At 67.9% G+C, this 26,445-nt stretch carries 26 protein-coding genes, 1 tRNA gene and 2 pseudogenes; 12 read left to right on the top strand and 17 right to left on the bottom strand.

The window, feature by feature from the left end:
- Positions 1-65 precede the first annotated feature (65 nt).
- Complete coding sequence (locus ACXJKQ_RS20630) at positions 66-1,517, bottom strand: DUF6538 domain-containing protein (RefSeq protein ID WP_457107586.1); 1,452 nt, start codon at positions 1,515-1,517, stop codon at positions 66-68.
- A 90-nt stretch (positions 1,518-1,607) separates the two neighbouring features.
- Positions 1,608-1,683: transfer RNA gene (locus tag ACXJKQ_RS20635), tRNA-Glu, on the bottom strand.
- Positions 1,684-1,789: 106 nt separating this feature from the next.
- Between ACXJKQ_RS20635 and ACXJKQ_RS20640 the strand changes: the two genes are divergently transcribed.
- A complete protein-coding gene (locus ACXJKQ_RS20640) occupies positions 1,790-2,791 on the top strand; it encodes an RluA family pseudouridine synthase (RefSeq protein WP_457107587.1) in 1,002 nt (333 codons plus the stop codon).
- Between the two features lie 236 nt (positions 2,792-3,027).
- Positions 3,028-3,921: an RNA polymerase sigma factor RpoH gene (rpoH, locus tag ACXJKQ_RS20645; protein ID WP_457107588.1), complete on the top strand. Its 894-nt coding sequence runs from the start codon at positions 3,028-3,030 to the stop codon at positions 3,919-3,921.
- A 42-nt stretch (positions 3,922-3,963) separates the two neighbouring features.
- Here the strand turns inward: rpoH and ACXJKQ_RS20650 are convergent, their stop codons facing one another.
- The 9 genes from ACXJKQ_RS20650 to hemB form a co-directional block, all read right to left on the bottom strand.
- Complete coding sequence (locus ACXJKQ_RS20650; protein ID WP_457107589.1) at positions 3,964-5,439, bottom strand: histidine kinase; 1,476 nt, start codon at positions 5,437-5,439, stop codon at positions 3,964-3,966.
- 280 nt (positions 5,440-5,719) lie between these two features.
- Positions 5,720-7,012 carry an adenylosuccinate synthase gene (locus ACXJKQ_RS20655; RefSeq protein WP_457107590.1) on the bottom strand — a complete coding sequence of 431 codons (1,293 nt, stop codon included), beginning with the start codon at positions 7,010-7,012 and terminating at the stop codon, positions 5,720-5,722.
- Positions 7,013-7,167: 155 nt separating this feature from the next.
- Positions 7,168-7,458: a hypothetical protein gene (locus ACXJKQ_RS20660; protein WP_457107591.1), complete on the bottom strand. Its 291-nt coding sequence runs from the start codon at positions 7,456-7,458 to the stop codon at positions 7,168-7,170.
- Between the two features lie 124 nt (positions 7,459-7,582).
- Positions 7,583-8,440: a D-amino-acid transaminase gene (locus ACXJKQ_RS20665; RefSeq protein WP_457107592.1), complete on the bottom strand. Its 858-nt coding sequence runs from the start codon at positions 8,438-8,440 to the stop codon at positions 7,583-7,585.
- 145 nt (positions 8,441-8,585) lie between these two features.
- A complete protein-coding gene (gene purB, locus ACXJKQ_RS20670; protein WP_457107593.1) occupies positions 8,586-9,896 on the bottom strand; it encodes an adenylosuccinate lyase in 1,311 nt (436 codons plus the stop codon).
- Positions 9,897-10,000: 104 nt separating this feature from the next.
- Positions 10,001-10,762 (bottom strand): arginyltransferase, encoded by a 762-nt coding sequence (locus tag ACXJKQ_RS20675; protein WP_457107594.1) that lies wholly within the window; start codon positions 10,760-10,762, stop codon positions 10,001-10,003.
- 124 nt (positions 10,763-10,886) lie between these two features.
- Entirely contained in the window at positions 10,887-11,375 is a 489-nt protein-coding gene (locus tag ACXJKQ_RS20680; protein ID WP_457107612.1) for an RDD family protein, read from the bottom strand.
- Positions 11,376-11,463: 88 nt separating this feature from the next.
- Positions 11,464-11,832 (bottom strand): hypothetical protein, encoded by a 369-nt coding sequence (locus tag ACXJKQ_RS20685; RefSeq protein WP_457107595.1) that lies wholly within the window; start codon positions 11,830-11,832, stop codon positions 11,464-11,466.
- Positions 11,829-12,887, bottom strand: coding sequence for a porphobilinogen synthase (gene hemB / locus ACXJKQ_RS20690; protein ID WP_457107596.1), 1,059 nt, complete (start codon positions 12,885-12,887; stop codon positions 11,829-11,831). The genes ACXJKQ_RS20685 and hemB overlap by 4 nt, the downstream gene beginning before the upstream one ends.
- A 213-nt stretch (positions 12,888-13,100) precedes the next feature.
- Here hemB and ACXJKQ_RS20695 point away from each other — a divergent pair, with 213 nt between their 5' ends.
- Positions 13,101-13,559 carry a DUF6163 family protein gene (locus tag ACXJKQ_RS20695; protein ID WP_457107597.1) on the top strand — a complete coding sequence of 153 codons (459 nt, stop codon included), beginning with the start codon at positions 13,101-13,103 and terminating at the stop codon, positions 13,557-13,559.
- A gap of 162 nt (positions 13,560-13,721) precedes the next feature.
- Positions 13,722-14,234: a transcriptional regulator LdtR gene (ldtR, locus tag ACXJKQ_RS20700; protein WP_457107598.1), complete on the top strand. Its 513-nt coding sequence runs from the start codon at positions 13,722-13,724 to the stop codon at positions 14,232-14,234.
- A 7-nt stretch (positions 14,235-14,241) separates the two neighbouring features.
- On the opposite strand, the gene ACXJKQ_RS20705 is transcribed toward ldtR, so the two are convergent.
- The gene (locus ACXJKQ_RS20705; protein WP_457107599.1) at positions 14,242-14,844 is read right to left on the bottom strand and encodes an exopolysaccharide biosynthesis protein; all 603 of its coding nucleotides are present in this window, start codon (positions 14,842-14,844) and stop codon (positions 14,242-14,244) included.
- 364 nt (positions 14,845-15,208) lie between these two features.
- Between ACXJKQ_RS20705 and bcsS the strand changes: the two genes are divergently transcribed.
- Positions 15,209-15,862, top strand: a complete 654-nt coding sequence (gene bcsS / locus ACXJKQ_RS20710; protein WP_457107600.1) for a cellulose biosynthesis protein BcsS — start codon at positions 15,209-15,211, stop codon at positions 15,860-15,862.
- Here bcsS and ACXJKQ_RS20715 read toward each other — a convergent pair.
- Together ACXJKQ_RS20715 and ACXJKQ_RS20720 are read right to left on the bottom strand one after the other, a co-directional pair.
- Positions 15,829-17,427, bottom strand: a complete 1,599-nt coding sequence (locus ACXJKQ_RS20715) for a cryptochrome/photolyase family protein (RefSeq protein WP_457107601.1) — start codon at positions 17,425-17,427, stop codon at positions 15,829-15,831. The two genes, bcsS and ACXJKQ_RS20715, sit on opposite strands and share 34 nt — an antisense overlap.
- 4 nt (positions 17,428-17,431) lie before the next feature.
- Positions 17,432-18,166, bottom strand: coding sequence for an SDR family NAD(P)-dependent oxidoreductase (locus tag ACXJKQ_RS20720; RefSeq protein WP_457107602.1), 735 nt, complete (start codon positions 18,164-18,166; stop codon positions 17,432-17,434).
- A 110-nt stretch (positions 18,167-18,276) separates the two neighbouring features.
- Here ACXJKQ_RS20720 and ACXJKQ_RS20725 point away from each other — a divergent pair, with 110 nt between their 5' ends.
- Complete coding sequence (locus tag ACXJKQ_RS20725) at positions 18,277-19,140, top strand: formyltransferase family protein (protein WP_457107603.1); 864 nt, start codon at positions 18,277-18,279, stop codon at positions 19,138-19,140.
- Positions 19,141-19,208: 68 nt separating this feature from the next.
- Positions 19,209-19,550 (top strand): hypothetical protein, encoded by a 342-nt coding sequence (locus tag ACXJKQ_RS20730; protein ID WP_457107604.1) that lies wholly within the window; start codon positions 19,209-19,211, stop codon positions 19,548-19,550.
- Positions 19,551-19,565: 15 nt separating this feature from the next.
- Here the strand turns inward: ACXJKQ_RS20730 and ACXJKQ_RS20735 are convergent, their stop codons facing one another.
- A complete protein-coding gene (locus tag ACXJKQ_RS20735) occupies positions 19,566-20,594 on the bottom strand; it encodes a hypothetical protein (RefSeq protein ID WP_457107605.1) in 1,029 nt (342 codons plus the stop codon).
- A 449-nt stretch (positions 20,595-21,043) separates the two neighbouring features.
- On the opposite strand from ACXJKQ_RS20735, the gene ACXJKQ_RS20740 reads away from it, so the two are divergent.
- Positions 21,044-21,334 carry a PilZ domain-containing protein gene (locus tag ACXJKQ_RS20740; RefSeq protein WP_457107606.1) on the top strand — a complete coding sequence of 97 codons (291 nt, stop codon included), beginning with the start codon at positions 21,044-21,046 and terminating at the stop codon, positions 21,332-21,334.
- Between the two features lie 18 nt (positions 21,335-21,352).
- On the opposite strand, the gene ACXJKQ_RS20745 is transcribed toward ACXJKQ_RS20740, so the two are convergent.
- On the bottom strand, positions 21,353-21,532 hold the full coding sequence (locus ACXJKQ_RS20745) for a hypothetical protein (protein ID WP_457107607.1): 180 nt from the start codon (positions 21,530-21,532) through the stop codon (positions 21,353-21,355).
- 269 nt (positions 21,533-21,801) lie between these two features.
- Here ACXJKQ_RS20745 and ACXJKQ_RS20750 point away from each other — a divergent pair, with 269 nt between their 5' ends.
- Complete coding sequence (locus tag ACXJKQ_RS20750; protein WP_457107608.1) at positions 21,802-22,761, top strand: alginate O-acetyltransferase AlgX-related protein; 960 nt, start codon at positions 21,802-21,804, stop codon at positions 22,759-22,761.
- 184 nt (positions 22,762-22,945) lie between these two features.
- Here ACXJKQ_RS20750 and ACXJKQ_RS20755 read toward each other — a convergent pair whose 3' ends face one another.
- Positions 22,946-23,230 (bottom strand): hypothetical protein, encoded by a 285-nt coding sequence (locus tag ACXJKQ_RS20755; RefSeq protein WP_457107609.1) that lies wholly within the window; start codon positions 23,228-23,230, stop codon positions 22,946-22,948.
- 126 nt (positions 23,231-23,356) lie between these two features.
- Here ACXJKQ_RS20755 and ACXJKQ_RS20760 point away from each other — a divergent pair.
- The 3 genes and pseudogenes from ACXJKQ_RS20760 to ACXJKQ_RS20770 all read left to right on the top strand — a co-directional run.
- Positions 23,357-23,653, top strand: a pseudogene (locus tag ACXJKQ_RS20760) (hypothetical protein); the annotation flags it as partial.
- A gap of 576 nt (positions 23,654-24,229) precedes the next feature.
- The gene (locus ACXJKQ_RS20765) at positions 24,230-24,619 is read left to right on the top strand and encodes a hypothetical protein (protein WP_457107610.1); all 390 of its coding nucleotides are present in this window, start codon (positions 24,230-24,232) and stop codon (positions 24,617-24,619) included.
- Between the two features lie 1,689 nt (positions 24,620-26,308).
- A pseudogene (locus tag ACXJKQ_RS20770) lies at positions 26,309-26,445 on the top strand (IS481 family transposase); the annotation flags it as partial.

A 26,445-nucleotide genomic window follows, 5' to 3' on the forward strand; every position in this document is an offset into this window, starting at 1 on the left:
GAACACCAGCACGGCCATGTCGGAACTCTCGGGGAAGATGATGACGGGCACCTGTAAGGTGATGGTTAGGTAGCGGACTGAGCTTTAAGAAGCCATCCTCGCATTGTTTGTAGGGCTACTCCAAGCCCATAGTTCTCAGCGATGTTTGGTGCGCTGTGGCCCTGCATGAAGTCCCGCACATCCTTGGGGCAACCGCAGTCCCTCAGATGCTGCTTCACAGTGTGGCGGATGCTGTGGACCGTCTTCTTCTTATCCTCAATACCGGCTGCTCTAAGAGCCTTCATGAGCGCCGCAGAGGCCGCATCCCGACCGTTCTCTCTGCCGTACCTCGGGAACACCGGGCCTGTCATCGAAGGCTGTCCTGAGCCATCCTGTAGCCTCTGACGCTGCTCTGTAAGGGCTGCCACGGCGGAATGTAGCAACGGGACCACGCGGACGCTCGCTTGGGTCTTCAGCCCACGAACCTCATTTGAGCGAATCTCCAGGAACGGCAGGCCTCCTTCCAGGTCCCTAACATCAGGCCAAGCGAGACCTGTGATTTCCTGAAGCCGCGCTCCAGTGTCCACCAGAAGCCTGGCGATGGCCCCAAGCTCCGGGTTCACAGACAGGGTGGTCACCTTCGCAAGCTCCTCCCTGGTCAACGGTAGGCGCTTCTCCCGGTCAGGCGTTGGGTCCGCGATGGTGTGGCGGTCGAAGGGGTTCCGCCTCTGGATGTCGAACTCCTGGAGCGACTTCTCGATGATCGCCCTGGAGAGCTTGAAGGCCTTCCTGATGCTGCCTGGGGAATGCCCCTTGGCCCTCAGGTGCTTCTCGTAGGCCCGCACGTCCTCTCTGGTGAGGGATGAAACCGTGTGGTCGGAACCCACAGCCTCCTTGAGGTAGGCGATGACGCGGACCTTCTCGGCCACCCACTTACGCTTGACCACCACGCCCATGCCTGAGGTCTCACCCTCCTTCAGTCGGAGGTAGACGGTCACAGCCTCATCCAGGGTGGGATCTGGCTTCTTAAGGACACCAAGGAGCGCCCGGGCCTCAGGGGACCTCTCAAGCTCTTGGTCACGGGTGTCAGGATTCCCCGGGTCGATCCCGAGGTGCTTCACACAGATGTTCTCGCGGACCTCAAACTCGTGGTCAGCCATGCCCTTCTTGTAGGGACGATAGGGCAGTCCGTGAGCCTCCAGAAACCCAAGGCCGCGGTACCAATCATCCACAGTGGAGTGGTCCTGGGTGACCACAGAGGCGACTGTGAGGCCTGTAAGTCCCCTGCCCTGCTCCTCGGTGCCCTGGGACAGCTTGTCACGCTCCAGGAGCTTCCAGGCCTTCAGGTGGGCCTCAGCGTCCGCATGGACCCGCAGGCACCGAAGCTCAGCTTCCTGCTCGTCCTTGGTCCCAAGGCTGACAACAATCTCCCGTTTCCCCGCACGGCCTCTCAGCGGCTCAGGGATCACCCGGCGGTACTTCCACACGCCGTGTCGGGACTGAACGATGTAGGGCATTCGACGGAACAGGAGGCTCACTTGAGGCCCCGGCTTGTATCCCCGTTTTGGGGCACCACAGAGGCTAAGTGGTTGTTCCTACTGCGCTTACAGTGGCTTAAAGAAGACCACTGGCGCTCCCAAGGGGAATCGAACCCCTGTTTTCGCCGTGAGAGGGCGACGTCCTAGACCGCTAGACGATGGGAGCTTTCCGGCGGCGCGGGGGTGCTATAGCCACCACCCGGCGGAGGAGCAAGAGCCTTCGTCGGGAAATCCGCATCGGCGGGTCGGAACGGGGTCGGATAAGGGTCGTCGTGGAGAAAGAGCGGGAGGAGCGGGCCGGGATCGTGGCCGAGGGCGGGGTGCGGCTCGACCGGGCGCTGGTGGCCCTGTTTCCGGACCTGTCCCGGGCAAGGCTTCAGGATCTGATCCGCACCGGCCAGGTACAGCGGGACGGCATTGCGGCCAGCGATCCGGCCTCCAAGGTGGCGGCCGGCGCCCACGTCGTCGTCACGGTGCCGCCCCCGGTGCCGGCCGTACCCTTGGCCGAACCCGCGGACCTGCCGATCGTCTACGAGGACGACGACCTGATCGTCATCGACAAGCCGGCCGGGCTGGTAGTCCACCCAGCCCCGGGTCACGAGAGCGGGACGCTGGTCAACGCGCTGATCGCCCATTGCGGGGCGAGCCTGTCCGGGATCGGCGGCGTGCGCCGGCCCGGTATCGTCCATCGTCTCGACAAGGACACGAGCGGCCTGATCGTCGTCGCCAAGAACGACAGGGCGCATCAGGGGCTCACCGCCCAGTTCGCCGACCACGGCCGCACCGGACCGCTGGAACGGGCCTACGCGGCGGTGGCCTGGGGTCTGCCGCAGCCGCGCGCCGGGACCATCCGGGCCAGCCTCGCCCGCTCGCGCCACCATCGCGAGAAGATTGCCGTCGTCTCCGACGAGACCGGCCGCCATGCGGTCACGCATTACGCCGTCGCCGAGGTCTACCGCGACGCCTCGCTGGTGCGTTGCCGACTAGAGACCGGGCGGACCCACCAGATCCGCGTCCACCTCGCCCATCGCGGCCATCCCCTCCTCGGGGACGCCACCTATGGCGGAGCCTTCCGCACCAAGGCAGCGCGGCTCTCGCCGGAGGCGCGGGCCGCGCTCACCGCCCTGGGCCGGCAGGCGTTGCACGCGGAACTCCTCGGTTTCAGCCACCCGCGCACCGGCGCGACACTCCGGTTCGAGAGCCTTCTGCCGCCCGACCTGAGGGCTCTGGTCGAAGCCCTGAGGGCGGACGCGGACGCCGCGCCGCCCCTGTAACCGGACCACCACGGCGTGCGAAAGATCACCCCGTACCGCGTCACAACGTGACATGGTACGACCAAACTCGCCGGTGGCGCGTTGATGGCGACGTGGGTGTCATCGACCGCAACCGGCGCACCGGCTGTCCATCCGAGATGGGTGGCCGGCAGGGTCGGCTCAAGAGCGGCCCGAGTGGACGGCACTGTTGTCCGTCGCGTCCGCCCGACAGGGGGACATAGGTCCAGGAGATTGCCATGGCCGGTACGCTGCCCGTGCTCGCCAACGAAGGTGGCCTGTCACGCTACCTCGACGAGATCCGCAAGTTTCCGATGCTGGAGCCGTCGGAGGAGTTCACGCTCGCCAAGAGCTGGCGCGACGCAGGCGACCGCGAGGCCGCGCATCGCCTCGTGACGTCGCACCTGCGACTCGTCGCCAAGATCGCCATGGGCTATCGCGGCTACGGCCTGCCGATCGGCGAAGTCGTATCGGAGGGCAATGTCGGCCTGATGCAGGCGGTCAAGCGCTTCGATCCCGACAAGGGCTTCCGCCTCGCCACCTACGCGATGTGGTGGATCAAGGCTGCGATCCAGGAGTACATCCTGCGCTCGTGGTCGCTCGTGAAGATGGGCACCACGGCGAACCAGAAGAAGCTGTTCTTCAACCTGCGCAAGGCGAAGGGCAAGATCTCGGCCCTCGACGAAGGCGACCTCAAGCCCGATCAGGTCAAGCAGATCGCGACCCGCCTCGGCGTGCCTGAGCAGGATGTGATCGACATGAACCGGCGCCTGTCCGGCGACACGTCGCTCAACGCGCCCCTGCGCGAGGAGGGCGAGGGCGAATGGCAGGACTGGCTCGTGGACAATGCCCCCAGCCAGGAGACCGTTCTGGCCCGCGAGCAGGAGGGGCAGAACCGCCTGTCCGCCCTGAAGGACGCGCTCGGCGTGCTCAATCCCCGCGAGCGCCGCATCTTCGAGGCGCGGCGTCTCGCCGAGGATCCGATCACGCTGGAAGATCTCTCCGGTGAGTTCGGCGTCTCGCGCGAGCGCGTCCGGCAGATCGAGGTTCGGGCCTTCGAGAAGGTGCAGGAAGCGGTCAAGCGCAACATCGCCAACCGCGAGTTGCCGCGGACCGGAATCGAGGCTCACTGACGGCCCCCGGCGCACGCGCGTGCGCCGGGACGACCTGTTGGCTCACTGCCAGGCGTCGAAGGCGTTCTGCATCACCTGAGCGCCCGCGGACCCCTTCTCGAAGGTCAGCACCGCCCGGCGACCGGACGTGTACCGGAGCGCGATATCGAACCAGTTTCGATGCAGGAGCAGGTCGGTGTTGCGCTCGACGTCGTTCTGCAGCGACGACAGGCCGATCAGGAACAGGTTGTCGCGGACCCGGACGGGCAGACCCGAGAAGGGTGACCCGCGGGCGCTCTGCTCGTCCTTCGCCTGAAGCAGCCCGACATCCTGCACCGTTCGCGTCGCGGCGCCGCTTCCACTCTGGCTGAAGGCCAGGCTCACCGTGTGCGACGCCGGCAGGGTGGTGTCGAGATTGCGCTGGATGGTCATCACCAGGGTGAGGCCTGCATCTGGGATGGTCACGGTAGCGACGACGGCGTTCTGCAGGGGCTGCCCCTGGTCACCGTTCACTGTGTCGAGCTTCCAGGTCACGCGGCCGGGCGTCGTCGTCGGCTGCCCATTCTCGGCGCCCGACACTTCCTCGATCAGTTCCGCCCTCTGAGCAACGGGGACGCCGGCATCGGCCGGGGCCGTGTTGGTCCGCGGCGGGGCGCTGCCCTCGGCGCGCGCGGCGGCCTTCGGCGCCGGTGTCGCATCGGCGCCGACCCGATCGCCGAATTTGGTCTCGGCGTCGGACTGCTGCGTATCCGCCGTTTCCGCGCCGCTCGCCGGCAGGTTCTGCGGCCGATCCCGCAACAGGAACGCTGCGACGGCGATCAACCCGATCACCACCGCAAGGACGCTCCCGACGAAGACGTTGCGCAGCACGCGGGACCGTCCGGTCCGTGGCGGCACCACCTCGATGCGCGGCCGCTGGCGGCCGCTTCCTGCCTCCGTAGCGGCCGTCAGGGCGTCTGGATCCTCCGCGGCGGGCGGATCCGCGCTCGGAAACTCCGCGGCCGGAGCGTCCAGTGGCGAGTCAAGGACTTCGGGGGTCACCGGCGGCGCCGTGCCCGGGCGGCGCGCCGCGATCGGGATCGGTGCCTCGCGCGGACCGGCTTCGGAATCCGGACCGGTCCCACGGGCCATCGGTTCGAAGGGCGGTCTCGCGGCGGGAAGAACCGGATCGGTCGTCGGGCCGGTTCCCGGCTCGGGCGGCGACGGCTCCGGAAACCCCGGCTCCACAGCCGCCGCGACGACAGGCGCGGGTGTGAGAGGCTCGGGCACGACCGGTGGGGGTGCGGCTGGCTCGGGGACTTGCGCGGCGTCGTTCGCCGGCGCCGGCAGACCGCCATGGTCCACCTCCAGCCGCTCGATCGCGGTATCGAGTGCCCGGCGCTCGAGATCGATATCCGCCTCCGACAATGGCGGGTCGAGCGAGCGCAGCTGGCTGATCAGCGCGTTGCGCGCACGGTCGTAGACCGCCTTGCGCAGGGCGGGCGTTCGATCCGGCAGCGCATCGAGCGCGCGCGCCAGAAGCGGGTAGTAATCGGCCATGATGCCCTGGTCCGCCCCTTCGACCGCCGTCCGGCATCGCCGGTCGAGGGCCGGGGACCGAAGGCCGCGCCCACCCGACAGGTCCGGTCGCGGCCGTCGGCCGGTTTGTCGTGTTCCGGCGCGCGGATCGGCGCCCGCCCGTCGGCTGCATGATGAGGGCGGCACGGTCGCGAGACCGATGATCGAGCCGCCTGCGCCCGTTCTAGATCAAGCCCGCGCGGGCTGGATACAGGCAGGGCCGCCGAAAACGCGGGTCGTCAACGGGATAGCGCGCGACGCCTCAATCCTCGAACGGATTGTGCATCAGGATCGTGTCGTCCCGCTCGGGCGAGGTCGACAGAAGCGCCACCGGAGCCCCGATCAGTTCCTCGATCCGACGGACGTACTTGATCGCCTGCGCCGGCAGATCCGCCCAGGATCGTGCGCCTGCGGTCGTCTCCGACCACCCCGGGATCACCTCGTAGACCGGCTCGACCCGGGCCTGGGCGGCCTGGCTCGCCGGCAGGTGGTCGATCGGCTGGCCGTCGAGCAGGTAGCCCGTGCAGACCCGGATCTCCTCGAAGCCGTCCAGGATGTCGAGCTTCGTCAACGCGATCCCGTGGATGCCGGAGGTCCGGACGGTCTGCCGCACCAGCACGGCATCGAACCAGCCGCACCGGCGCTTGCGCCCGGTGTTCACACCGAATTCGCGGCCGCGGCTGCCGATGGTCTCACCGATCTCGTCGAACAGCTCGGTGGGAAACGGCCCCTCGCCCACGCGGGTGGTGTAGGCCTTGGCGATGCCCAGCACGTAGCCGATCGCCCCCGGGCCGAGGCCGGAGCCCGTGGCCGCCTGTGCGGCGACGATGTTGGACGAGGTCACGAACGGATACGTGCCGTGGTCGACATCGAGCAGCGCGCCCTGCGCACCCTCGAACAGGATGCGCTTGCCGGCCCTGCGCTCCTCGTCGAGGAGCGCCCAGACGGTGTCGGCGTACGGCAGGATCTTCGGAGCGATCGCCTTCAAATCGTCGAGCAGAGCCGCCGCGTTGACCTCGTCGATGCCGAGGCCGCGCCGGAGGGCGTTATGATGGGTGAGCACCCGCTCGATCTTGGCGGGAAGGGCGTCGGGATCGGCGAGGTCGACCACCCGGATCGCCCGGCGCCCGACCTTGTCCTCGTAGGCCGGCCCGATGCCCCGCTTGGTGGTGCCGATCTTGAGACCGGCATTGGCCGTCTCCCGGAAATGGTCCAGCTCCCGGTGGAGCGGTAGGATCAGGGTGGCGTTGTCGGCGATCCGCAGGGAAGCCGGCGAGACCTCGACGCCCTGCGCCTTGATCCGGTCGATCTCGTCGACGAGATGCCACGGGTCGACCACGACGCCGTTGCCGATCACGGACAGCTTGCCGCCGCGGACGACGCCCGAGGGAAGCAGCGCCAGCTTATAGGTGACGCCGTCGATGACGAGCGTGTGGCCGGCATTGTGGCCGCCCTGGAAGCGGACGACGATGTCGGCCTGCTCGGAGAGCCAGTCGACGATCTTGCCCTTGCCTTCGTCGCCCCACTGGGCGCCTACAACGACGACGTTGGCCATGCCTGCCTGCTTACCCGCGACGGAAACCGGGACGCCGCCGCCCACGGGTGCAGGCGGCGCACGTCGTCTGCCGTTTCCGCGATCCGGGCAGCGAAATCAAGCAAGCGGCCGCATGAGGGACCCGCGCTGCGGGCCGTGCGGCCGGTTCGCGACGGCTATTTGGCCTCGGTTCCGGGTGCCTGGCCAGGGAGTTCGTGGGGCTTGATCACGGGCATCGCACCGGATTGGTCCGGCTTCACCACGGTCCCGGTCGTCGCGGAATCCGGCGGCTTGATCACCCCGTCGTTCTTCTGGAGCTTGTCGCTCAGCGACTGATCGTTGGGCGGCGCATCGGCGCTCGGGCGGACGCGATCGGGCGGCGTCTGCACCGGACCGGTCGTCTGTGCGCAAGCGGGCGCCGCAGCCAGGGCCGCCACGATGGCGGTGAACAGGAGCTTCTTCGGCACGGTGGCCTCCCCGTTTCGGGACACGAATTCGGGGGGGAACAGCCGGGGCCGGGATCCGTTCCTGCCGTTACCGGATGCGGGCCGGTCGAGCAGTGGACGGAACCGGGCCGTTCGGAAGCGCCGCTCAGCCCCGACGGGCGGCCTCGATGTACAACTCGCGCAGGCGGCGGGTCAGCGGACCGGGGCGACCCTCGCCGATTTGCCGGCCGTCGATCGCGATCACCGGCATCACGAAGGCCGAGGCGCTGGTGTAGAACGCCTCCTGGGCGTCGTGGGCCTCGGCGACGGGAATCAGCCGTTCCTCGATCCGCAGATCGGCCTCCTCGGCGAGCCGCAGCACCGAGGCGCGGGTGATGCCGGGCAGCAGCGCCGTGGAGAGCGGCCGGGTCACCAGCACCCGGTCACGGCTGACGATGAAGGCCGTGGAGGAGGAGCCCTCTGTCACCGCCCCGTCCTCGACCATCCAGGCCTCGGCGACCCCGGCTTCGGCGGCCTGCTGCTTGGCGAGCACTTGCGCCAGCAGGGCGACCGATTTGATGTCCCGACGCTTCCAGCGCAGATCCTCGACGGTGATCACCCGGGCGCCGGTCTCGGCGAGCGGGTTGGCCAGCACGGTCTTGGCCTGCGTGAACATCACCACGGTAGGCTCGGTCCCGGCCTTCGGGAACGCGAAGTCGCGTTCCGCGACGCCCCGGGTCACCTGCATGTAGACGAGCCCTTCGGTGACGCCGTTGCGGGCGACGAGTTCGGTCTGCAGGCGCTCCCAGCCGGCCGCATCGTGCGGGTTGCGGATCCCGATCTCGCCGAGGGACCGGTCGAGACGGGCGAGGTGGGCGGCGTTGTCGACGAGCCGGCCATCGATGATCGCCGAGACCTCGTAGATGCCGTCCGCGAACAGAAAGCCGCGATCCATGATCGGTACGCGGGCTTCCTCGAAGGGAAGGAACTGGCCGTTGAGGTAGACGATGCGGGGAGCGGTCACGGATAGCCTTCCTGTGTTCGTCGCGGACCCCGGCGCGCGATCCGCCGGAACGGTTTTTGATCAGCCGGACCGGGAATCGCGACGGGGACCTCGAGCCGGTCCCGATCGCGAGGCGATCGGCTCGCGCAGGGATCGTCCGGCCGGCTCAGGAGGCCGTGCCGAAGACGCGCTCGAAGATCGTATCCACGTGCTTGAAATGGTAACCGAGATCGAAACATTCCTCGATCTGCCCCGGCGTGAGCGCGGCGGTGACATCCGGATCGGCCTTGAGCAGCGCCAGGAAGTCCCCCTCCCCCCGCCAGACCGGCATCGCGTTGCGCTGGACGAGACGGTAGGCCTCCTCGCGCGACACGCCGGCCTGGGTCAGCGCCAGCAGCACGCGCTGCGAATGGACGAGGCCGCCGAGCCGGTCGAGGTTCTTCTGCATGGTGGCCGGGTAGACCAGCAGCTTATCGATCACTCCGGTCATGCGGGCGAGGGCAAAATCGAGGGTGACGGTGGCGTCGGGGCCGATCATCCGCTCCACGGAGGAGTGCGAGATGTCGCGCTCATGCCAGAGGGCGACGTTCTCCAGCGCCGGAGTCACGTAGCCGCGCACCATGCGGGCAAGGCCAGTGATGTTCTCGGTCAGCACCGGGTTGCGCTTGTGCGGCATCGCCGAGGAGCCCTTCTGGCCCTCTGAGAAATACTCTTCCGCCTCCAGCACCTCGGTCCGCTGGAGGTGGCGGATCTCGATCGCCAGGCGCTCCAGGGACGAGGCGACGACGCCGAGCGTCGCGAAGAACATCGCATGCCGGTCGCGCGGGATGACCTGGGTTGAGACCGGCTCGGGCGTCAGGCCCATCTGCTCGGCGACGTAATGCTCCACCCGCGGGTCGATGTTGGCGAAGGTACCCACCGCCCCGGAGATCGCGCAGGTGGCCACCTCCTCCCGGGCCGCGACGAGGCGCGCGCGGTTGCGCGCGAACTCGGCATGGGCCTGGGCGAGTTTCAGTCCGAAGGTGACCGGCTCGGCATGAATGCCGTGCGAGCGGCCGATGGTGGGGGTGCGCTTGTGCTCGAAGGCCCGGGCCTTCAGGGCGTCGAGCAGGGCATCCACGTCCGCGATCAGGATGTCGGCGGCGCGAACCAACTGGACGTTGAGGCAGGTGTCGAGCACGTCCGAGGACGTCATCCCCTGGTGGACGAACCGTGCGTCGGGGCCGACGATCTCGGCGAGATGGGTGAGGAACGCGATGACGTCGTGCTTCGTCACCGCCTCGATCGCGTCGATGCGGGCGACGTCGAACACCGCATCCCGACCCTTCGCCCAGACCGTCTCGGCCGCGGCCTTCGGCACCACGCCAATCTCGGCGAGCGCGGTGGTCGCGTGCGCCTCGATCTCGAACCAGATCCGGAAGCGGCTCTCCGGCGACCAGATCGCCGACATTGCGGGGCGGCTGTAGCGGGGGATCATGGTGGCCTCGGCACGGTCCGGACTGCGTGCGTCGCCGGTAGCATGCGCCGGCCCGGCCACTCAATGCGGATCGAGCATGCCCGCTCGGCGACGGCCGGGGACCGTCAGTCGTGCCCGGCGCGGTCGACCCGCACCCAGCCCTGGCCCATCAGCCGCTCCTGCGGGCGGAAGCGGGACTTGTAGTCCATCTTGCGCGAGCCCTCGACCCAGTAGCCGAGGTAGAGGTACGGCAGACCCAGCCGACGGGCGCGGCTGATGTGGTCCAGGATCATGAAGGTCCCGGGCGATCGCGCAGCCTCCGCGGGATCGTAGAACGAATAGACCATCGACAGCCCGTCGGCGAGGACATCCGTCAGGCAAAACGCCAGCGGCGGTCCGGAGCCGCGCCCCGTGATCGCCGTATCCGGACCGTGCCGCCGGTACGAGACGAGATGGGTGTCGACGTGRCTGTCCTCGACCATCATCGCGTAGTCGAGCACGGTCATGTCGACCATCCCGCCGTCGCCGTGGCGGGCGTCGAGGTAGCGTCGGAACAGGGCATATTGCTCGGAGGCCGGCCGGTTCGGCTCTGGGGTTCCGACCCAGTCGGCGCCGCGCGCCAGGATGCGCTTCTGACTCGCGGTCGGCACGAACTCGTCGACCACGACGCGCACCGAGATGCAGGCGCGGCACGTCTCGCAGGCCGGACGGTACGCGATGGTCTGGGAGCGACGGAAACCGCCCTGGGTCAGGATCTCGTTGAGGTCCCGGGCGCGCCGCCCGACGAGGTGAGTGAAGACCTTCCGCTCTTCCTGTCCCGGCAGATAGGGGCAGGGCGAAGGAGCGGTCAGGTAGAATTGCGGTGTGTCGCGCGGATGGCTGGTCACGCTTCTCACAGACCCTGCGCCGGGTTCATCCTCGCGGCGCCGGCATGCCAATGTACAGCCGACCGGCCGGCGCTCAATGGCCCCGCCGGTCGCACCGTCAGATTTTCAGTGCGGGAAACTGCGATCAGCGCGCATGGACGACGGCGAGGCCCAGGAGCAGATCGTGGCCGAGCCGCCGGTCCGACCGCATCAGACCGAAGGCGATATCGACGCACCAGAGCAGGAAGGTCGAGACCGCGACGTAGAACAGCAGCGCGTGGACGGCCGCGGTGATGACGTCGACTCGCGCACCGCTCTCGGGCGCGACCGTGCGCAGACCCATCAGACGCTGGCCGATCGTGCTCTGCTTCGATCCCCCGACGGTGATCGCGCTGTAGATGATGCCGCTCGCCGGCAGGATCGCGAACAGCGTCCAGCCGAGGCCGAACGTCACGACGCCGATGACCGTGATCAACAGCGTCAGCACGACCGTGAAGCCGAAGATGAACAGGATATCGAGAAGATACGCGACCGTCCGGCCGCCGAGGCTCGCCCGCACGAACGGCACCGGCAGCGCGGTGGCGTAACCAGGCGCGTCGAAGCGCTGAGCGTAGTCGGGTTGAGGGTTCTGGATCATGTCGCGTCCTGCAAGCGAGCCTGCGGACGACAAAGTGGGTGCGTCCCGAGGGTGCCGCAAGGGGATGCGGCGGCCGCCGCGCCGCTCACCGCTCGGCCGGATCGCCGGCGGCGGCGTCGGGCGTGTCGAGGTAGAAGCGCTTCAGCATGTAGAGCGCGGGTCCGGACAGGGTGGTCGCCTCCGTGGCGAGCGCCACGAGGGTCGTCCCGGCGTCGAAGCGGCAGGTCAACCAGTGCGGCCGGTCGCCATGCAGGTAGTCGACCCGCACCGAGTTCGCCGCCGGTCCCGGCGCCGCACGCAGCAACCGGATCCCGGCCTCCGGCGCGACCGCCGGGAGGGCTCGGCGGCAGGTGGCGACGCGATCCCGGCGGAGGGTGTCCTGGCAGGCCACGAGTCCGCCGAGGAATCCGGCCGCGACGGCGGCTGCCAGCAGCCAGCGGTGCCCGTGCCTCACGGATGGCTGCGCAGGCGCTCCGCGACCCGCGGCGCATGATAGGTGAGGACGCCGTCCGCCCCGGCCCGCTTGAACGCGAGGAGCGCCTCGACCATCGCGCGATCGCCGTCGAGCCAGCCGTTCCGGGCGGCGGCCTCGATCATCGCGTACTCGCCCGACACCTGATAGGCGAAGGTCGGCACCTGGAACTCGTCCCGGATCCGGCGGATGATGTCGAGATACGGCAGGCCGGGCTTCACCATCACGGAATCCGCGCCCTCGTCGAGGTCGAGCCGGACCTCGCGCAGGGCCTCGGCCGAATTGCCCGGATCCATCTGGTAGGTGCGCTTGTCGCCCACGAGCGCCGCCTTGGTGCCGATCGCGTCGCGGAACGGTCCGTAGAAGGCGCTGGCGTACTTGGCCGCGTACGCCATGATCTGCACGTCGAGGAAGCCGGCCTTGTCGAGGCCGGCGCGGATCGCACCGACGCGCCCGTCCATCATGTCGGAGGGCGCGATGATGTCGGTCCCGGCCTCCGCCTGGATCAGGCTCTGCTCCACGAGGACCGCCACGGTCTCGTCGTTCAGGATCGCCCCGTCCTTCAGCAGGCCGTCATGGCCGTGGCTGGTATAGGGATCGAGGGCGACATCGGTCATGATCCCGACCTCGGGCACGTCCCGCTTCACGGCGCGCACGGCCCGGCAGACGAGGTTGTTGGCGTTGAGCGCCTCCGAGCCGGTCGGATCGCGCAGCGACACCTCGGTAAAGGGGAAGAAGGCGACCGCCGGGATGCCGAGCCGCGCCGCGCGCTCGGCGTCGCGCACGATCTCGTCCACGGACAGCCGCTCGACGCCCGGCATCGAGGCGATCGGCTCACGCCGGTTCTCACCCTCGATCACGAACATCGGCCAGATCAGGTCGTCCACCGTGAGGGTGTGCTCGCGGACGAGACGGCGCGACCAGTCCGATTTCCGGTTGCGGCGCGGACGCTGTGTGATCTTCAGGCCCTCCACGCGGGCGCCCTCGCGGGCGGCCTCCACGGCGAGGGGGCGCGGCTCTGGCAGGGTGTCTGACATGCGGCTTCGCTACCGTTCGCGCGGACCACGCCGCGGATCGCGCGGCGCTCATGCGCCGGAGGCGTTCGACTACCACACCGCGCCGAGGCGGCGAAACCCGACCGTTGACGCAGGACGGCGGAACCGCTTCAACCCGGCACGTTCCGTCTCCACAAACCAGGATCCCGGCCCTTCGCCCATGAACCGGCCCATCATCTCCGCGAGTCACCGGTAGTGCCCGGCTACCTTCCGATCCGGCGCAAGGCGCCCAGGCCGGGCGGCATCCCGAGCGACCGGATCGAGCGCGCTCAGGGACCCGCGCCCGGCACCTGGGACACGGCGCTGATCTGGTTCATGCGGCTCACCGCCCTCGTCTGGCTCCTCAAGAGCGTCCTCGCCTGGGCGACGATCCTCGACGTTCTGCCGGGCATCCGCCCCTTCGAGGCCGAGCCCTTCGGCCGCCAGTCCGCGATCGTCTATTTCGCGGTGATCGATGCCGCGGCAGCGATAGGCCTCTGGCTCACGAGCGCCTGGGGCGGCGTGATCTGGCTGCTTGCGGTCACGTCGGCGATGACGCTCGCGGTCCTGACACCGCAACTGTTGCCGCTGCCGGTTCCGTTGCTCGTATTCGGGATCAGCGTTGTGACGTTGTACTTCCTGCTGTCCTGGCTGGCGGCACAGGAAGCACGGTGAACGAACCGTTCTTATCTTCGCTTCAGTTTGTCTTTACCGCGAAGAGTAAATCGCGAATTCATCCTGTCGCTTAAATCGCCTTTCATTCCCGAGCCCTAGCTTATCCATCAGCAGCGGCACAGCATCGAACGGATGCCGCATCCAACGGATGGCGAGGCAGAGATGAAGACCCAGAACGCGCGGATCACGCAGATCGAAGCCCCCGAGGAAGCCTCGACCGCCAAGGGGTCCTACCTCGAGGCGCTCCATCTGGTGGAGCGGCTGCATCGCCGGCTCCTCGACGTGATCAAGGACGAGTTCGAGCGGCGTGGCCGCGAGGACGTCAACAGCGTCCAGGCCCTCCTCCTCTACAACATCGGCGACAAGGAGCTGACCGCGAGCGAATTGCGGACGAAGGGCTACTATCTCGGCTCCAACGTCTCGTACAACGTGAAGAAGCTGGTCGAGGCCGGCTACCTCCATCACGCCCGCTCGAAGACGGATCGCCGCTCGGTTCGGATCAGCCTGACCGACAAGGGTCGCCAGGTCCACGAGATCATCCAGGGTCTGTACGACAAGCACGCACGGACGATCGCGCCGATCGGCGGCATCTCGGAGGACGACTTCAACCGCCTGAACCAGGCCCTCGGCCGCCTGGAGCGCTTCTGGACCGACCAGATCCGCTACCGCCTCTGAGCCGCGCTCAGAGGTTGAGAAGACCGACGATCCCGGAAATGACCGCGTAGGCGAAGCCGGCATTGATGGCGACGCCGAATATCCCGATCACGAGGCCGCCCAACACGACGAGACCGTCGCGCTCGACGAGCCCGAGCCCGACCAGGCAGACCGCGAGACCGAGGGGGATCTGCCCCACGATCGGCGCGGCCACGATCAGCGCGAGGGCGAGGGCCAGCAGGACGATCCCCATGCCGCGCATGCCGAGCGCGGTCTCGAACACGCTGACGCGGGGGCGAGACCAGCGCTCCAGCCGGCGCAGGATCGGAACCGCACGGGTGACCGCGCGCCGGACATCCACCAGGGCGATCGACCGGCCCAACAGCATCCGCGGCAGCCACGGCGCCGACATGCCGGCGGCGATCTGGATCGCCACCAGCAGCAGGAGCAGGCCGCAGATCAGCGGGATCGGCGGCGGCATGGGCAGGCAGTTCGGCAGCCCGAGCAGGACCACGAGCAGCGCGAAGGCGCGGTCCCGCAGGACCGCGACGATGTCGCCCACGGTGAGGCGCTCGCCCTCCTGGCTCGCCAGCACGGTGAGGACGTCCGACGTTCGTGCACCGGAGGTCAAGGATCCGCCAACCTTCGCTTTCCCGCGGGGGCTCTAGCCGAGTTCATCTGGCACGCCAAGCACGGCAGATTCGCGACAACGTGATGGTGTCCGGCGGGCAACCGCGCCCCGGGGGGCGCTCGCTGGCTGGGCCTGCCTTCGCCAAGTCGCAGCGTGCCGCATGCCAGCATCGCCACGCGTCTGCCGATCGATTGATGCCAGCGCCCAACAAATACGGGGATTACAACCCACGAATCCATGCAGAACGGTTAATTTTATCTTAAGCTGATCCTCCGGCTCCGGAGGATCGAGCACGATAAGTCTGCGCGTCGCCTCAAAGATCGGTGACTTCGCATCCGGACTATTTGCACTGATCTCGAGCATCGTGCTTTTTACTGTCCCAGCGCGTGCCAGCGAAATCGACACGCTGCTCTTCGGCAGCCTCGACGCCGGCGGCGATACCTTCCTGACCCTCGGAGCGAAGGTCGGCCTCAGCGCCCTCGCGCAGGAGGGTTTCGCCACGCTGGCGACCGTCGGCGGAGGACGACGCGCGGAGCGTGGCGCGGACGGCCCCCGCGCGCGATATACCGTCGCCGCCGCCGCGGTCGCCGGCTATCAGTGGTTCTTCGACTGGGGCGTGATCGCCGCCTTCGCCGGCCCGGAGATCACGAAGGAGATGCTGCTCGCCGCGCCGAGGGTCGATGCCCTGCCGACTCGCTTCGGCCTACGGCTRCACGGCGAGGTCTGGGCGCGCCCGACGGAGGCGACGCTGCTTCAGGCGAGCGTGGTCGCGGGATCGGCCCGCGACAGCCTCTGGGCGCGGCTCGCCTGGGGTTATCGGCTCTGGGAAACCTATATCGGCCCTGAGGCCGCGCTCTACACGGACGCAACCGGATACGCGAAATGGAGCCTCGGCCTCCACGCGACCGACTTCTCCTTCGGCCGATACAGCGTCCGCGCGTCGGCGGGCCTCCAGTCCGAGACCGGCCGCGCCCGAGCCTCTCCCTATCTGACGCTGTCGGTCTGGTCCCCGCTTTGATCGTCCGGTCCGACGTCGAGGGCATCGAGGAACGCGGCGGCGTCGCGGCGGATCTCCGCGCGGCGCTTGTCGCCCAAGCCGCGCAGGGTCCGGTATGGCATGGCCATCCGTTGATTCCCTGCCAGTCGCTCCTCGTTCTGGATCAGGAAGTTCCAGTACAGATAGTTGAACGGACAGGCGTCCGGCCCGGATTTGACCTTCACGTCGTAGGAGCAGGACGCGCAGTAATCCGACATGCGGTCGATATAGGCACCCGAGGCTGCGTAGGGCTTGGAGCCCATCACGCCCCCGTCGGCCCACAGGACCATTCCGTGGACGTTGGGCAGTTCGACCCATTCGTAGGCATCGGCGAAGACGATCAGGTACCATTCCTCGACCTGGGCCGGGTCGAGGCCGGCAATCAGGGCGAAGTTGCCGGTGACCATCAGGCGCTGGATGTGGTGAGCGTAGGCGTGGGCGCGCGTCTCCGTGACGACCTGGGCGACGCAGTTGAGCCGGGTCTCCCCCGACCAGTAGAACCACGGCAGGTCGCGGCTGGCGCCGAGGGCATTGGTGTCCCGATAGGCAGGCATCCGTGCCCAGTAGAGGCCGCGCACGTATTCCCGCCAGCCGAGAATCTGCCGGATGAAGCCCTCGACGCAGTGGAGCGGGGCCGAACCGTCACGATAGGCCCGCTCGGCGGCCCAGCACACCTCCTCGGCGGTGAGCAGGCCGGCATTGAGGGCGGGCGACAGGAGCGCGTGATACAGGAAGGGCGCCCCGGTCTTCATGGCGTCCTGGTAGTCGCCGAAGGTCGGCAGGCACTCCGCCAGGAAGTGTCGGAGCGCCGCGAGGGCGTCGGCCCGGGTCACCGGCCAGGAGAAGCCGGTGAGATCGCCGAAATGGTCGCCGAACTCCGTCCCGACCAAGTCGATGACCGCGCGCGTCACGGCATCGGGCTGGAAGCCGATCCGGTCCGGCGGACGATGTCCCTTGGGCAAGCGCTTGCGGTTCTCGGGGTCGAAGTTCCAGCGGCCGCCGGCAGGCTCGCCGTCGTCCATGAGAAGGCCGGTGCGCCGCCGCATGCCCCGGTAGAAGGTCTCCATCCGCAGGTGGTGCCGGCCCTCGGCCCAGGCGGCGAATTCCTCGCGGGGGCACAGGAACCGGTTGTCGGCGCGGATCTCCAGCGGCGCGGGCAGGGTCTCGCGCCAGTCCTGCATCATCGCCCAGACGCGCCACTCGCCCGGCTCGGTGACCACCACCCGTTCGGGCTTGTGGCGCGCGACCGCGCGTTCCAGCTCGCCGGTGAAGCTGCCGGTGTTGCCCCGATCCGTGAGGTGCACGTAGTCGACGGCGATCCCCTCGGCCTCCAGCTCGGCCGCGAAATGGCGCATGGCGGCGAACAGGAACGCGATCTTCTGCTTGTGGTGGCGGACATAGGTGGCTTCGTCGCGAACCTCGACGAGCAGGACGACGTCGCGTTCGGGATCGAGGTCGACGAGGCTCGACACCCGGCGGGTCAGCTGGTCGCCGAGCACGAACCGGAGCGTGCCCCGCGGGGCGGCGGCGCGGCGTTTCGCGGTCACCGCCTCAGCCCTTGGTGCGGAGGGCGGAGCGGCCGCCGTCCACGCCGATCACCTGGCCCGTGATCCAGGCCGCCTCGTCCGAAACGAGGAACGCGGCCAGGGCGCCGACATCCTCCGGGCGCCCGAGCCGCTGCAGCGCGTGCATCGCGGCGATCCCCTGGGCGAGGGTCTCGTTGCCGGTGATCCCGGCGGCGAGGGGCGTCCGCGTCAGGGACGGCGCCACGACGTTGACGCGGATCTGGGGGGCGAGTTCGGCGGCCAGGGACAGTGCTAGGCCCTCGACGGCGCCCTTGGCCATCGCGACGGAGGCATGCGCCGCGAATCCCTGCGCCACGGCCACGGTCGAGAACAGCACGACCCCGGAGCCGGCCTCGCCGGACCCGGCCTTGAGCGCGCCGGCTGCGGCCTGCACTGCCGAGAAGGCACCCAGCGCGTTGACGGCGAAATCGCGCTCGACGTCAGCCCGGGTCAGCCGGCCGAGGGGACGCAGGTTGATGGTGCCGACTGCGTAGACCAAGCCGGCGAGTTGCGGCCCCGCGGCCTCGGTCGCGGCGGACAGGAAATCCGGATCGGTGACGTCTCCCGCCGTGACGCTGGTTTCGCCCAGCTCAGCGGCGGCCTGGGACAGGCGATCCCCGTCCCGGGCAGCGAGATGCAGGGCATAGCCACGGACCCGGAGGGCGCGTGCGGTGGCGAGGCCGATACCGCCGGTCCCGCCATAGATGATCACCCGACGCACGTTTAAACCCCTTGCTACCCTGACGAACCCGATCAAGGTAAGGCTGGGGACGCCCCCGGGCAGGCGGCGGACCGTGGCCCTCCACGTGCACAAGGTCGCAGGCGGCAACCATGAAGTTCGCGTTCGCCGGCATCGACTTCCTGGGTGGGGTCTTCGAGGGCCTGCTGGACGTCGGCTGGACCCCGGTGAAGCTGTTCACGCGGCCCTGCGACGGCATCTACGACCACAACGACGTGATCGTCGCACGGGCTCGGTCGCTGCGCCTGCCGATCCAGCTCTCGCGGATCCGGGAGCGGGACATCGAGGCGCTCCAGGTCGAGCACGGCCGGGAGTGGGCTCTCGTGGTGGCCGGCTATCCATGGCTGGTCCGCGGGTGGAAGGGTCGCGCCGCCTACGGCCTCAACATCCATCCGTCTCCGCTCCCGACGGGGCGCGGACCCTACCCGTTATTCCGGGCCGTGCTCGACCGCTACGAGACTTGGGGCGTCACCGCCCACGTGCTCGCCGACGGCTTCGACACCGGCGATATCCTCGCTCAGGACATCTTCGCGCTTAGTCCCCAGGAGACCCACGAGACGCTGCTCGCGAAGTGCCAGATGGCCGCACGCCGCCTCGCCGCGGGGCCGCTCGGACGCGATCTTCCCGGCCACTGGCGGCGATGCGAGCCGCAGGGCGACGGCTCTTACTGGCCCCGCGCGAGCGATGCCGACCGAACCCTCGATTTCCGGCAGGAGGTGGAGACGGTCCTGCGCCGGGTTCGGGCCTTCGGCACCGTCGAGACGATCGCCCGTCTCGGGGACGCCCGGGTCTTCGTTGCGGAGGCCCATGGCTGGCAGGAGCGCCATGGGCACACCCCCGGTACGGTCGTGCATCGCCACCGGCGCCACGTCGTGGTGGCGGCGTCGGACGGATACGTACAGCTCACCCGCTGGTCGCCGGTCCCCCTTGCCGAGGCCGCTCAGGTGGGCCGCTGACCGCCCCCGGGGGAACCGAAGTGCAGGCCCTGATGTTTCCGGCGGCCTAGCCCATCACGGAGCCCGCCATGTCGACACGCGCCAGCCTCGCAGCATCCCTCGGGTTCGCCGCGCTGTTCACCGGCTCCGCCTTCGCGCAGGCCGTGATCGTGGCGCCCGACGATTTCGGCCCCGACGACGACGTCATCGTGCGCGATTACATCGTACGTCGTCCGGTGGGGCCTGGACCGATCGTCGGGTCGATTCCGCTTCGTCCGGGCAGCATCGTGCCGCCCGACGTGCGGCTGGCCCCCTTCACGGAAGCGCCCAACCCGCGCCTCCGCCGCTTCGGTTACTTCGTGGCGCCGGGCGACAAGATCGTGGTCGTCGATCCCGAAACCCGCGCCGTGGTGCGGATCCTCGACCGCTGAGGATCCGGCCCCCGGTCACCAGTCGCTGAGCGCCGCCCGCTTCCATCGGTCGGGGGCGACGCAGCGGTATTCGAAGGCGTCATCCCAGGCATGGTCGCCCGGGGTGCAGGGCGCACGGCTGTCGGCGGGCGGCCGTGGCAGGGTCTCGCGGACCGAGGCCGCCTCGATGCGTCCGGCGTCGCTGATCCGGACCACCGGTCCCGATCCCGTCTCGTACACGAGATCGCGCCCGTCGAATCCGAGGCTGCGGATGAACCCACCGTCGCGGTTCCCGTCGAGGCCGATCGCCTGACCGGCGCCGAGGAGGATCGGCACGCCCGTGAACCTGGCGGCGGCGGCATCGATCCCGATCCCGTAGGTGCCCTCCCCCTGGAAGGAGATCGCGCGGTCGGTGATGGATCCGGCGAGGTTTCCCATGAGGATTCCGTAACCGGTATGGGCGCCCGGCACCCCGCCGGTGGAGATCTGCAGGCCGACGCGCTGACGGTTGCGATCCGTGGTCGGCGATTGGGCGGAGACATCGATCTCGGCACCGATGCAGGAGGCCACGGGATCGGCCTCGTCGGTCATGTCCACGCAATTGAAATTGCCGGCCCAGGACGGGCCGACCGGTCCCACTCCATTCGGCTCCTTGAAGACCGTGCCGTTGACCGCGACGTTCTGCGCGCCTGTGCTGGCGAGGGCGCGGTTGTGCAGTTCTCCCGTGATCGTCCACTCGTAGCCGGCGTTCTGCGGTCCGGTGGATCCGAGCGCCCAGATCGCCTTGTAGGTGTGAGTGGCCTCGCCAGAACCCTCCGGCACGTGCCGGTCGACGCGCAGGGTCGAGGCCGGGTCGAAGCCCTGCGGCCGGTTCCAGAGGAAGACATGGCCGCCGTCCAGGCCCGGCAAGCCGGTTCCCTGGACGCTGCGCGAGAAATTCGGCAGCCCCTGCAGATCCGGAGCCGGCGGGGCCGGGGGCAAATGTCCAGGCGCCTCGGCCGCGCCGGACAGCGGCAGGGCGACGGTGAATCCCGCCAGAAACATCAGGCCTCGGCGGCTGCGCATGGTCGTCTCCGGATATCCGTGGGGCAGGCCCGGTCCGGAACCGGACCGGCAGTCACCGCCCAAGGCCTCAGATAGGCCACCGCCTTCCGCCGACGAAGCGCATCCCGCAGGCAGCCCCGGAAGCCGACTCGGCAACCGATGGGGAGTGTGGTGTGATGCAGGTCCGATCACGCCGGTGGAGCAGACCCATGAAGGCCGTTCGATTCCTGCGCATCTGGTTCCTCGCGTCGATCCCGCTCGGCCTCCTGGTCGGCCGGTTCATCAAGGCTGGCGAGGGTCCGCCGCCGCGCAAAGAAGGCCCGTGAAGAACATCCAGCGCCGGAGAAATAGACAGCCCGGAAACTGATGTTTTCTGACAACCGCGCGGATCATCAATCACATGTTAGCAAATCCGGAGCAATTTTATTGATATCGCGCCGCTTCGGCCGAGATCGGCAGGAACGACCGCCGTGTCCCGCAACACCAGCCCGTCCATCGCCATCGTGGAGCGCCGGGCGATGGAGCGAAAGCCGACCGCCCTTATGGCGTTTGCGCAGCATCGGGACGGGACGCGCTACCCCTGTCAGGTCAAGAACATCTCCGATCGTGGCGCGATGCTGGAATTCCTCGGCTCACAGGTGGTGCGGCTCGAGAACGTGTTCGAACTCGTCCTGAACAACGCTGACATGCGGTACGCGGTGAAGCTCATCTGGCGCAAGGAGCGGACGGTCGGGGTCCTGTTCTGTGTGGACGCGGAGTGAGACGGGCACCGACCGGGATCACACCGCCAGCGTCGCCATCAGCATGAGCCCGGCCGCCGGAAGCGCCAGGGCGAGCACCGCCAGGGCATCGAGCGGCGCCGGGCGGCTCGCGGCGAGCCAGCGGTGCTCGGCGAATTGCTCGGCCGCGAAGCCCGACAGAACGAGACTGCAGCCGACGAACGTGACAAGCGCGGACATGACCCGGCCCTTCTCGCAACACCGCGCGCATCGGCGCGTTTGACGACAGTACCCGCGGCACGACGATAAAGTTTCGCCGCGCAGCCCCCCTCGAACGAAAAACTGGGTCCGAAGCGGCGTACGGCCTCGCGGCGACCAATCGCACCGGCCCGCCATCGCCCCTCGGCGCCGTGCGGCGGCGCGGGGGTTGCAATTCATCGCGGATCCGTCGACGCGTGAGCCCGATATCATCGGCCGGAATTGTCACCGGCGGCGGGAGGCTGGGACCCTTGAAGGCAAGCGGCAGCGGCGTGGCCGTGGGGCAAGAAGGCTGGTTGTACTGGGTCGGACGCGCCAGCGAGGTGGAAGCCTTCTACGGCGACACCGCCACGTCCCGCCGGATCCTGACGCGCTGGATGCGGCTGATCGGCCGACGCGCGCGTCGCCTCGACGGTCTCGGGATCCGCCACGTGCACACCGTCGTCCCCGACAAGCTGGCGATCTACCCCGACCTGCTCGGCCGTCCCTTTCCCGGACTCGCGGATCCGCCGGGTCTCCGCCTCGCCCGCATGGTCGCCCGGGACAGCGGCGCCACCATGGTCGACCTTCAGACGCCCCTTCTTGCGGCGCGGGTCGACGAACCGGTCTATCTGCGGACCGACACACACTGGACCTATCGCGGTTACCTCACCGCCTACCGCGCGCTCTGCGAGGCCCTGGATGCACCTGTCGCCGCCCATGTCTTCAGCGGGACCTGCGTAACCGAGCGCTTCACCTTCGATCTGGGCGAGAAGCTCGCTCCTCCGATCGACGAGGCGTATGTCGCCTACGACTTCCCCCGGCGCGCGGCGCGAGTCGACGCGAATGCTCTGGTCGATGTGCGCGAATCGGGACGGGCCATCCGGCCGCGGGGCCTGTTCGTAGGGTCGCGGGTGGTGTTCGAGAATGTAGCGGCGCCCGATTCCCGGCGGGTGGTGCTGTTCGGCGATTCCTACATCTACAGCCCCGGTGCGCGCCTCACCGCGATGCTGGCCGAAACCTTCCGCGAGGTTCACGCGATCTGGTCGGCCAATCTAGACTGGCGCTACATCGAGGCGGTTCAGCCGGACATCCTGATCTTCGAGATCGCGGAGCGGTTTCTGCGTCAGGTTCCGACGGACAGGATCCGCATCGATCGCTTCGCGAGCGCACGGGCGCGACGCGCGGTCCGGCCGACAATCCGCGAACAGATTGCTCGCTGGGTGCGCTGACGGGGTTGCGTCCACGCCGCCGATGGAGCGGAGGGGCTCCTACGCCTTAACTCGATCCTTGGTGGACGGAGTCCGGGGGATCAAGGGCCTACCGAGGTCTGTGTCGCGACCTTCAGTTGCCGGATAGAGGCCGAGCCCCGCCGCAGGGGCGGCAGGGCTCCATCCACGTGAGGCGTACCTTAGCTCAGTAGCCCCGGCCGTAGTAACCCGGTCCCCGATCCAGCGCGCCCGCCGCCGCAGCCCCGGCTGCCGCGCCGGCGATGCCGAGACCGATCGCGGCCCCGGTCGAGAGGCCACGGTGACGGCGATACCCGAAGTCGCGGCGCGGGCCGTATCCGCGATCGTAGCCCCGGCCATAGCCGTAACCACCGTGATGGCCGCCGTAGCCGTAGCCCTGCGCCTGCGCGCCGGTCGTGCCGAGGGCTCCGAGAGACAGGGTGACGGCGGAGATGAGAGCGAGCTTCCGCATCGATGACTCCTTCGCAGTTGCGTTGGGGTGGCAACCCGATGCGGCGCGGGGGGTTCCGCCAGACGCCAAGGTTGTTGCTCAAGGTCGATGCTGCGGTGCCGGAGGCCGGATGCAGTGCGCGCGCCGAGGCCGGAATTGCTTCACGCGGACAAGGGCTACGATCATCACCGTTGCCGGTGTGARTGCCGGGCACGCAGCATCACGCCGCGCATCGCTCGCCGCGGCATTGAGAGCAGCGAGCACCTGGGACGCTACCGCTGGATCGTCGAGCGCACCCCGGCGTGGCTGGCGCGCTTCCGTCCACTCGCCGTTACGACCCTCGCCTGTGACCTCATCTGCCGAAATCAAGCCGAACGGTTTGTCCCTCAACCTAAGTCATTTTCCGAATCATTCCTCGAGCTTGGCTTATATTTTTCATGTTAATTATCTTCAAGATCTAAAATAAATGCTTGTTACACCTTCTGAGGGGTGGCGCGCACATCAAACTCACTTATTTATATTCCATCGACTGAACATTATGAAAATCTAGCGATCGAACTCCAGTTGTCTTTTGGCTCTCTTGTCCACGCTGAGTACATCCCTTTCGGTCAGCAATTCGAGCCACGCCTAGCCGCGCAATGGGCTGCACTCGACCAATTGGAATCGATCCGCTCCGAAACGGGGTTCTTTCGAGAAAAAAAACCCGACACCGATCAGATGCTAGACGAGTCGCGGCCCTTCTTGAGAGCCATCAGGGCTCTGCAGGCGCACATCGATGCTGGCAGGCAATTAAAATTGCTCGCGCTCGCTCACTGGCACGGATGAGGGGCTTCGGGTCCTTAACCAGGGGACCGACATTCTGAGCGCCTTGGGGCTCACTATCGCTCGTGACTTCCTGCAGGCCTAAGGCATTGCGCTTCGCGAACGTCCTCGAGCCGAGCATCAAGCCGCGGCTCGTCACTGATCGGTAGGTGGACGACCTTCGTGAACTGACCCATCGCACCCTGACCCTGACCCCAGATGGGTGGCCGCACCGTGGGCATCCGGTGGATTGGGGTCCTGCGCGCCGACGCGCGCGGGGCCGTCCGCACGAACGAGGTGAGCTTTGCGTGGCTCGTTCCGGCAGATCGGCAGCACGGCCGCCCTGGCCACTCTCATCCTCTGCGGCGCTCAGCCGGGGCGCAAGCCCGTGACGGTATCGGCGTCAGCGGGACCGCCGCGCTCGGCGTACTCGGCAGCATCGAGGTCGGCAGCGCCATCGCCTCGGCCAACAACGGCTACTACCCCGGCCAGACGGTCCACTGCGCCCCGCCGCCCGCTATGTCGAGGAGGTCTGCCACGTCGAACGTCGCGGCTTCAACGATCCTTTACTGCGTCGAGCACATCCGCCGCGTTCGTGTCAGCGAATAGGCCGGTCTCGCCGGCCCTTGCTATCCCCGACGGACGCTCCTAGCCTGAGGTTCTCGGCGCCCATCAAATGCGGCGCCGACACCGGATTGGAGGTCAGCCATGATGCATCACGGCACCAGCCCCCGAACGTCGCGCACTGCTGATGCGGAGCAGGACAGTCCACCCAACGGCGACCGGCAGGGATAGTGGTTCTTCAAGCGGCAATAGGCCCGCCGGATTGAAGAGCGTGGACCCTGCAACAACCCGCCGCCTCAGGACGGCGGGCTTTTTCATGCGCTCTCGCCGACATCACGACCCCGCAGCTGAGCTCGAAGAGATCGAGAAGCCCTCGTTCAACGCCTTGCGCAGATGGCCCGCGCTTTGAGCGAGGCGGGCGCGGACCCCATCGCGAAACAGTAGATACTGCTTTCGTCCATCGCAGGCCGCTCCCCGCCGCTGCAGGTCCCATTCACGGCGAACTCCTCGCTCCCGCAACTGGCGACGCAGCGACCGCCCGCTGCGCATTCTACCGTCTCGACGCGAAGGCCCGCCGCAGCGGCGGCTGCTTTGCCTTCGGGTCCCGCCGGCCCGCGCTCGCCCTTATCTCCCTTCTCCCCTTTCGGACCCACCTGTCCAACCTGACCAGGAGGCCCAGCCGGGCCGGCCGGACCTTGATCGCCCCTTGCGCCACGCTCGCCCTGCGGACCCTCCGGACCCTGCTGGCCAGCGGCCCCCTGCGGACCACGCGGCCCGACCTCTCCCTTCGGACTGTTGGCCGCAGGCGTCAGAGGCGCAGGCTTCGCAGCGACCGCCGCAACCTGAACGAAGTGCGGTTGGGAGCAATAACCAACGACTGCCTGCCGGCTGACAGTATCGGACTTGAGCGTGACGACGCATTTTTCTGGATGGTAGGGGATTCGAAACGAGAAGCGTCCATCCTGATCAGAACGAGCATCATATTTATCGTCCAAGCTGACGTTTGCAGCATGGGGCGGGTTCAAAGTCCCAAACACGGTGAGATCGCCGTTGGAGATCAAAGCCATGTTTACGGATATTTCACCGTTGGCATATGCCCTGGCACTCAAGACGCAAAATGCCGCAAATAATATCAACCTCCAAGCCATTCCCAGCCTCCGCCAGATATCGAAATATTTTACTACTGTGATGACGGCGGCAGTGAGTTGAACAATATACTCATTTTGATGGTGGGGTAATTATCTCGGAGATTGCGTATAAGCCTAATGCGCGGGAAGCACTGTCATCATCAGACGAGAGACGGCAAGACTGGCTGCTGTGCTTTCGCGGACAGGCGTCCTTGGGAGTTCCGCTACGTCGAAGCGTGTCCGGCTGCTGCAGATACCGCTCCGCTCATTCCTAGACCGCATCGCCCCACTGACAGCGCGGCCCGTCGGCCTCGCGGCGCTCGCGGATGGCGAAGCGCGCTACGAGCCGCGGCGGGCTACAAGCGACGCGGCGTTTGCCGTGGCGGCCGATGAGTAGGCGGCCGCAGCGCGCCCTCGGCGTGGCCTTCCTCGCGGCTTTCGCCAGAGCTGGGCCGGCCTCGGCCCCGACAGCCGAGCCGGCCGATCCAATGGCAGTTGAGGCTGCCGACGCGGAATTCAGCACGGATGACCGCATGGGGCCTAGCTGTGCAGTCCCGCGGTGTGGTGGCATCAATTTAGCTGTAACCGCCGCACACCGGGAGGCGTTATGGGACAGGTTCTTCACGGCTGCGCCACGACCACGCACGCGGTCAGAGCAACGCTACAGCGATCGAAAGCTCCGCTCAAAGATCTTGCCGCCCAGCATGGACTGAACCCCAAGACAGTCGCGAAGTGGCGTAAGCG

It is taken from the genome of Methylobacterium sp. P5_C11, from assembly GCF_054049775.1.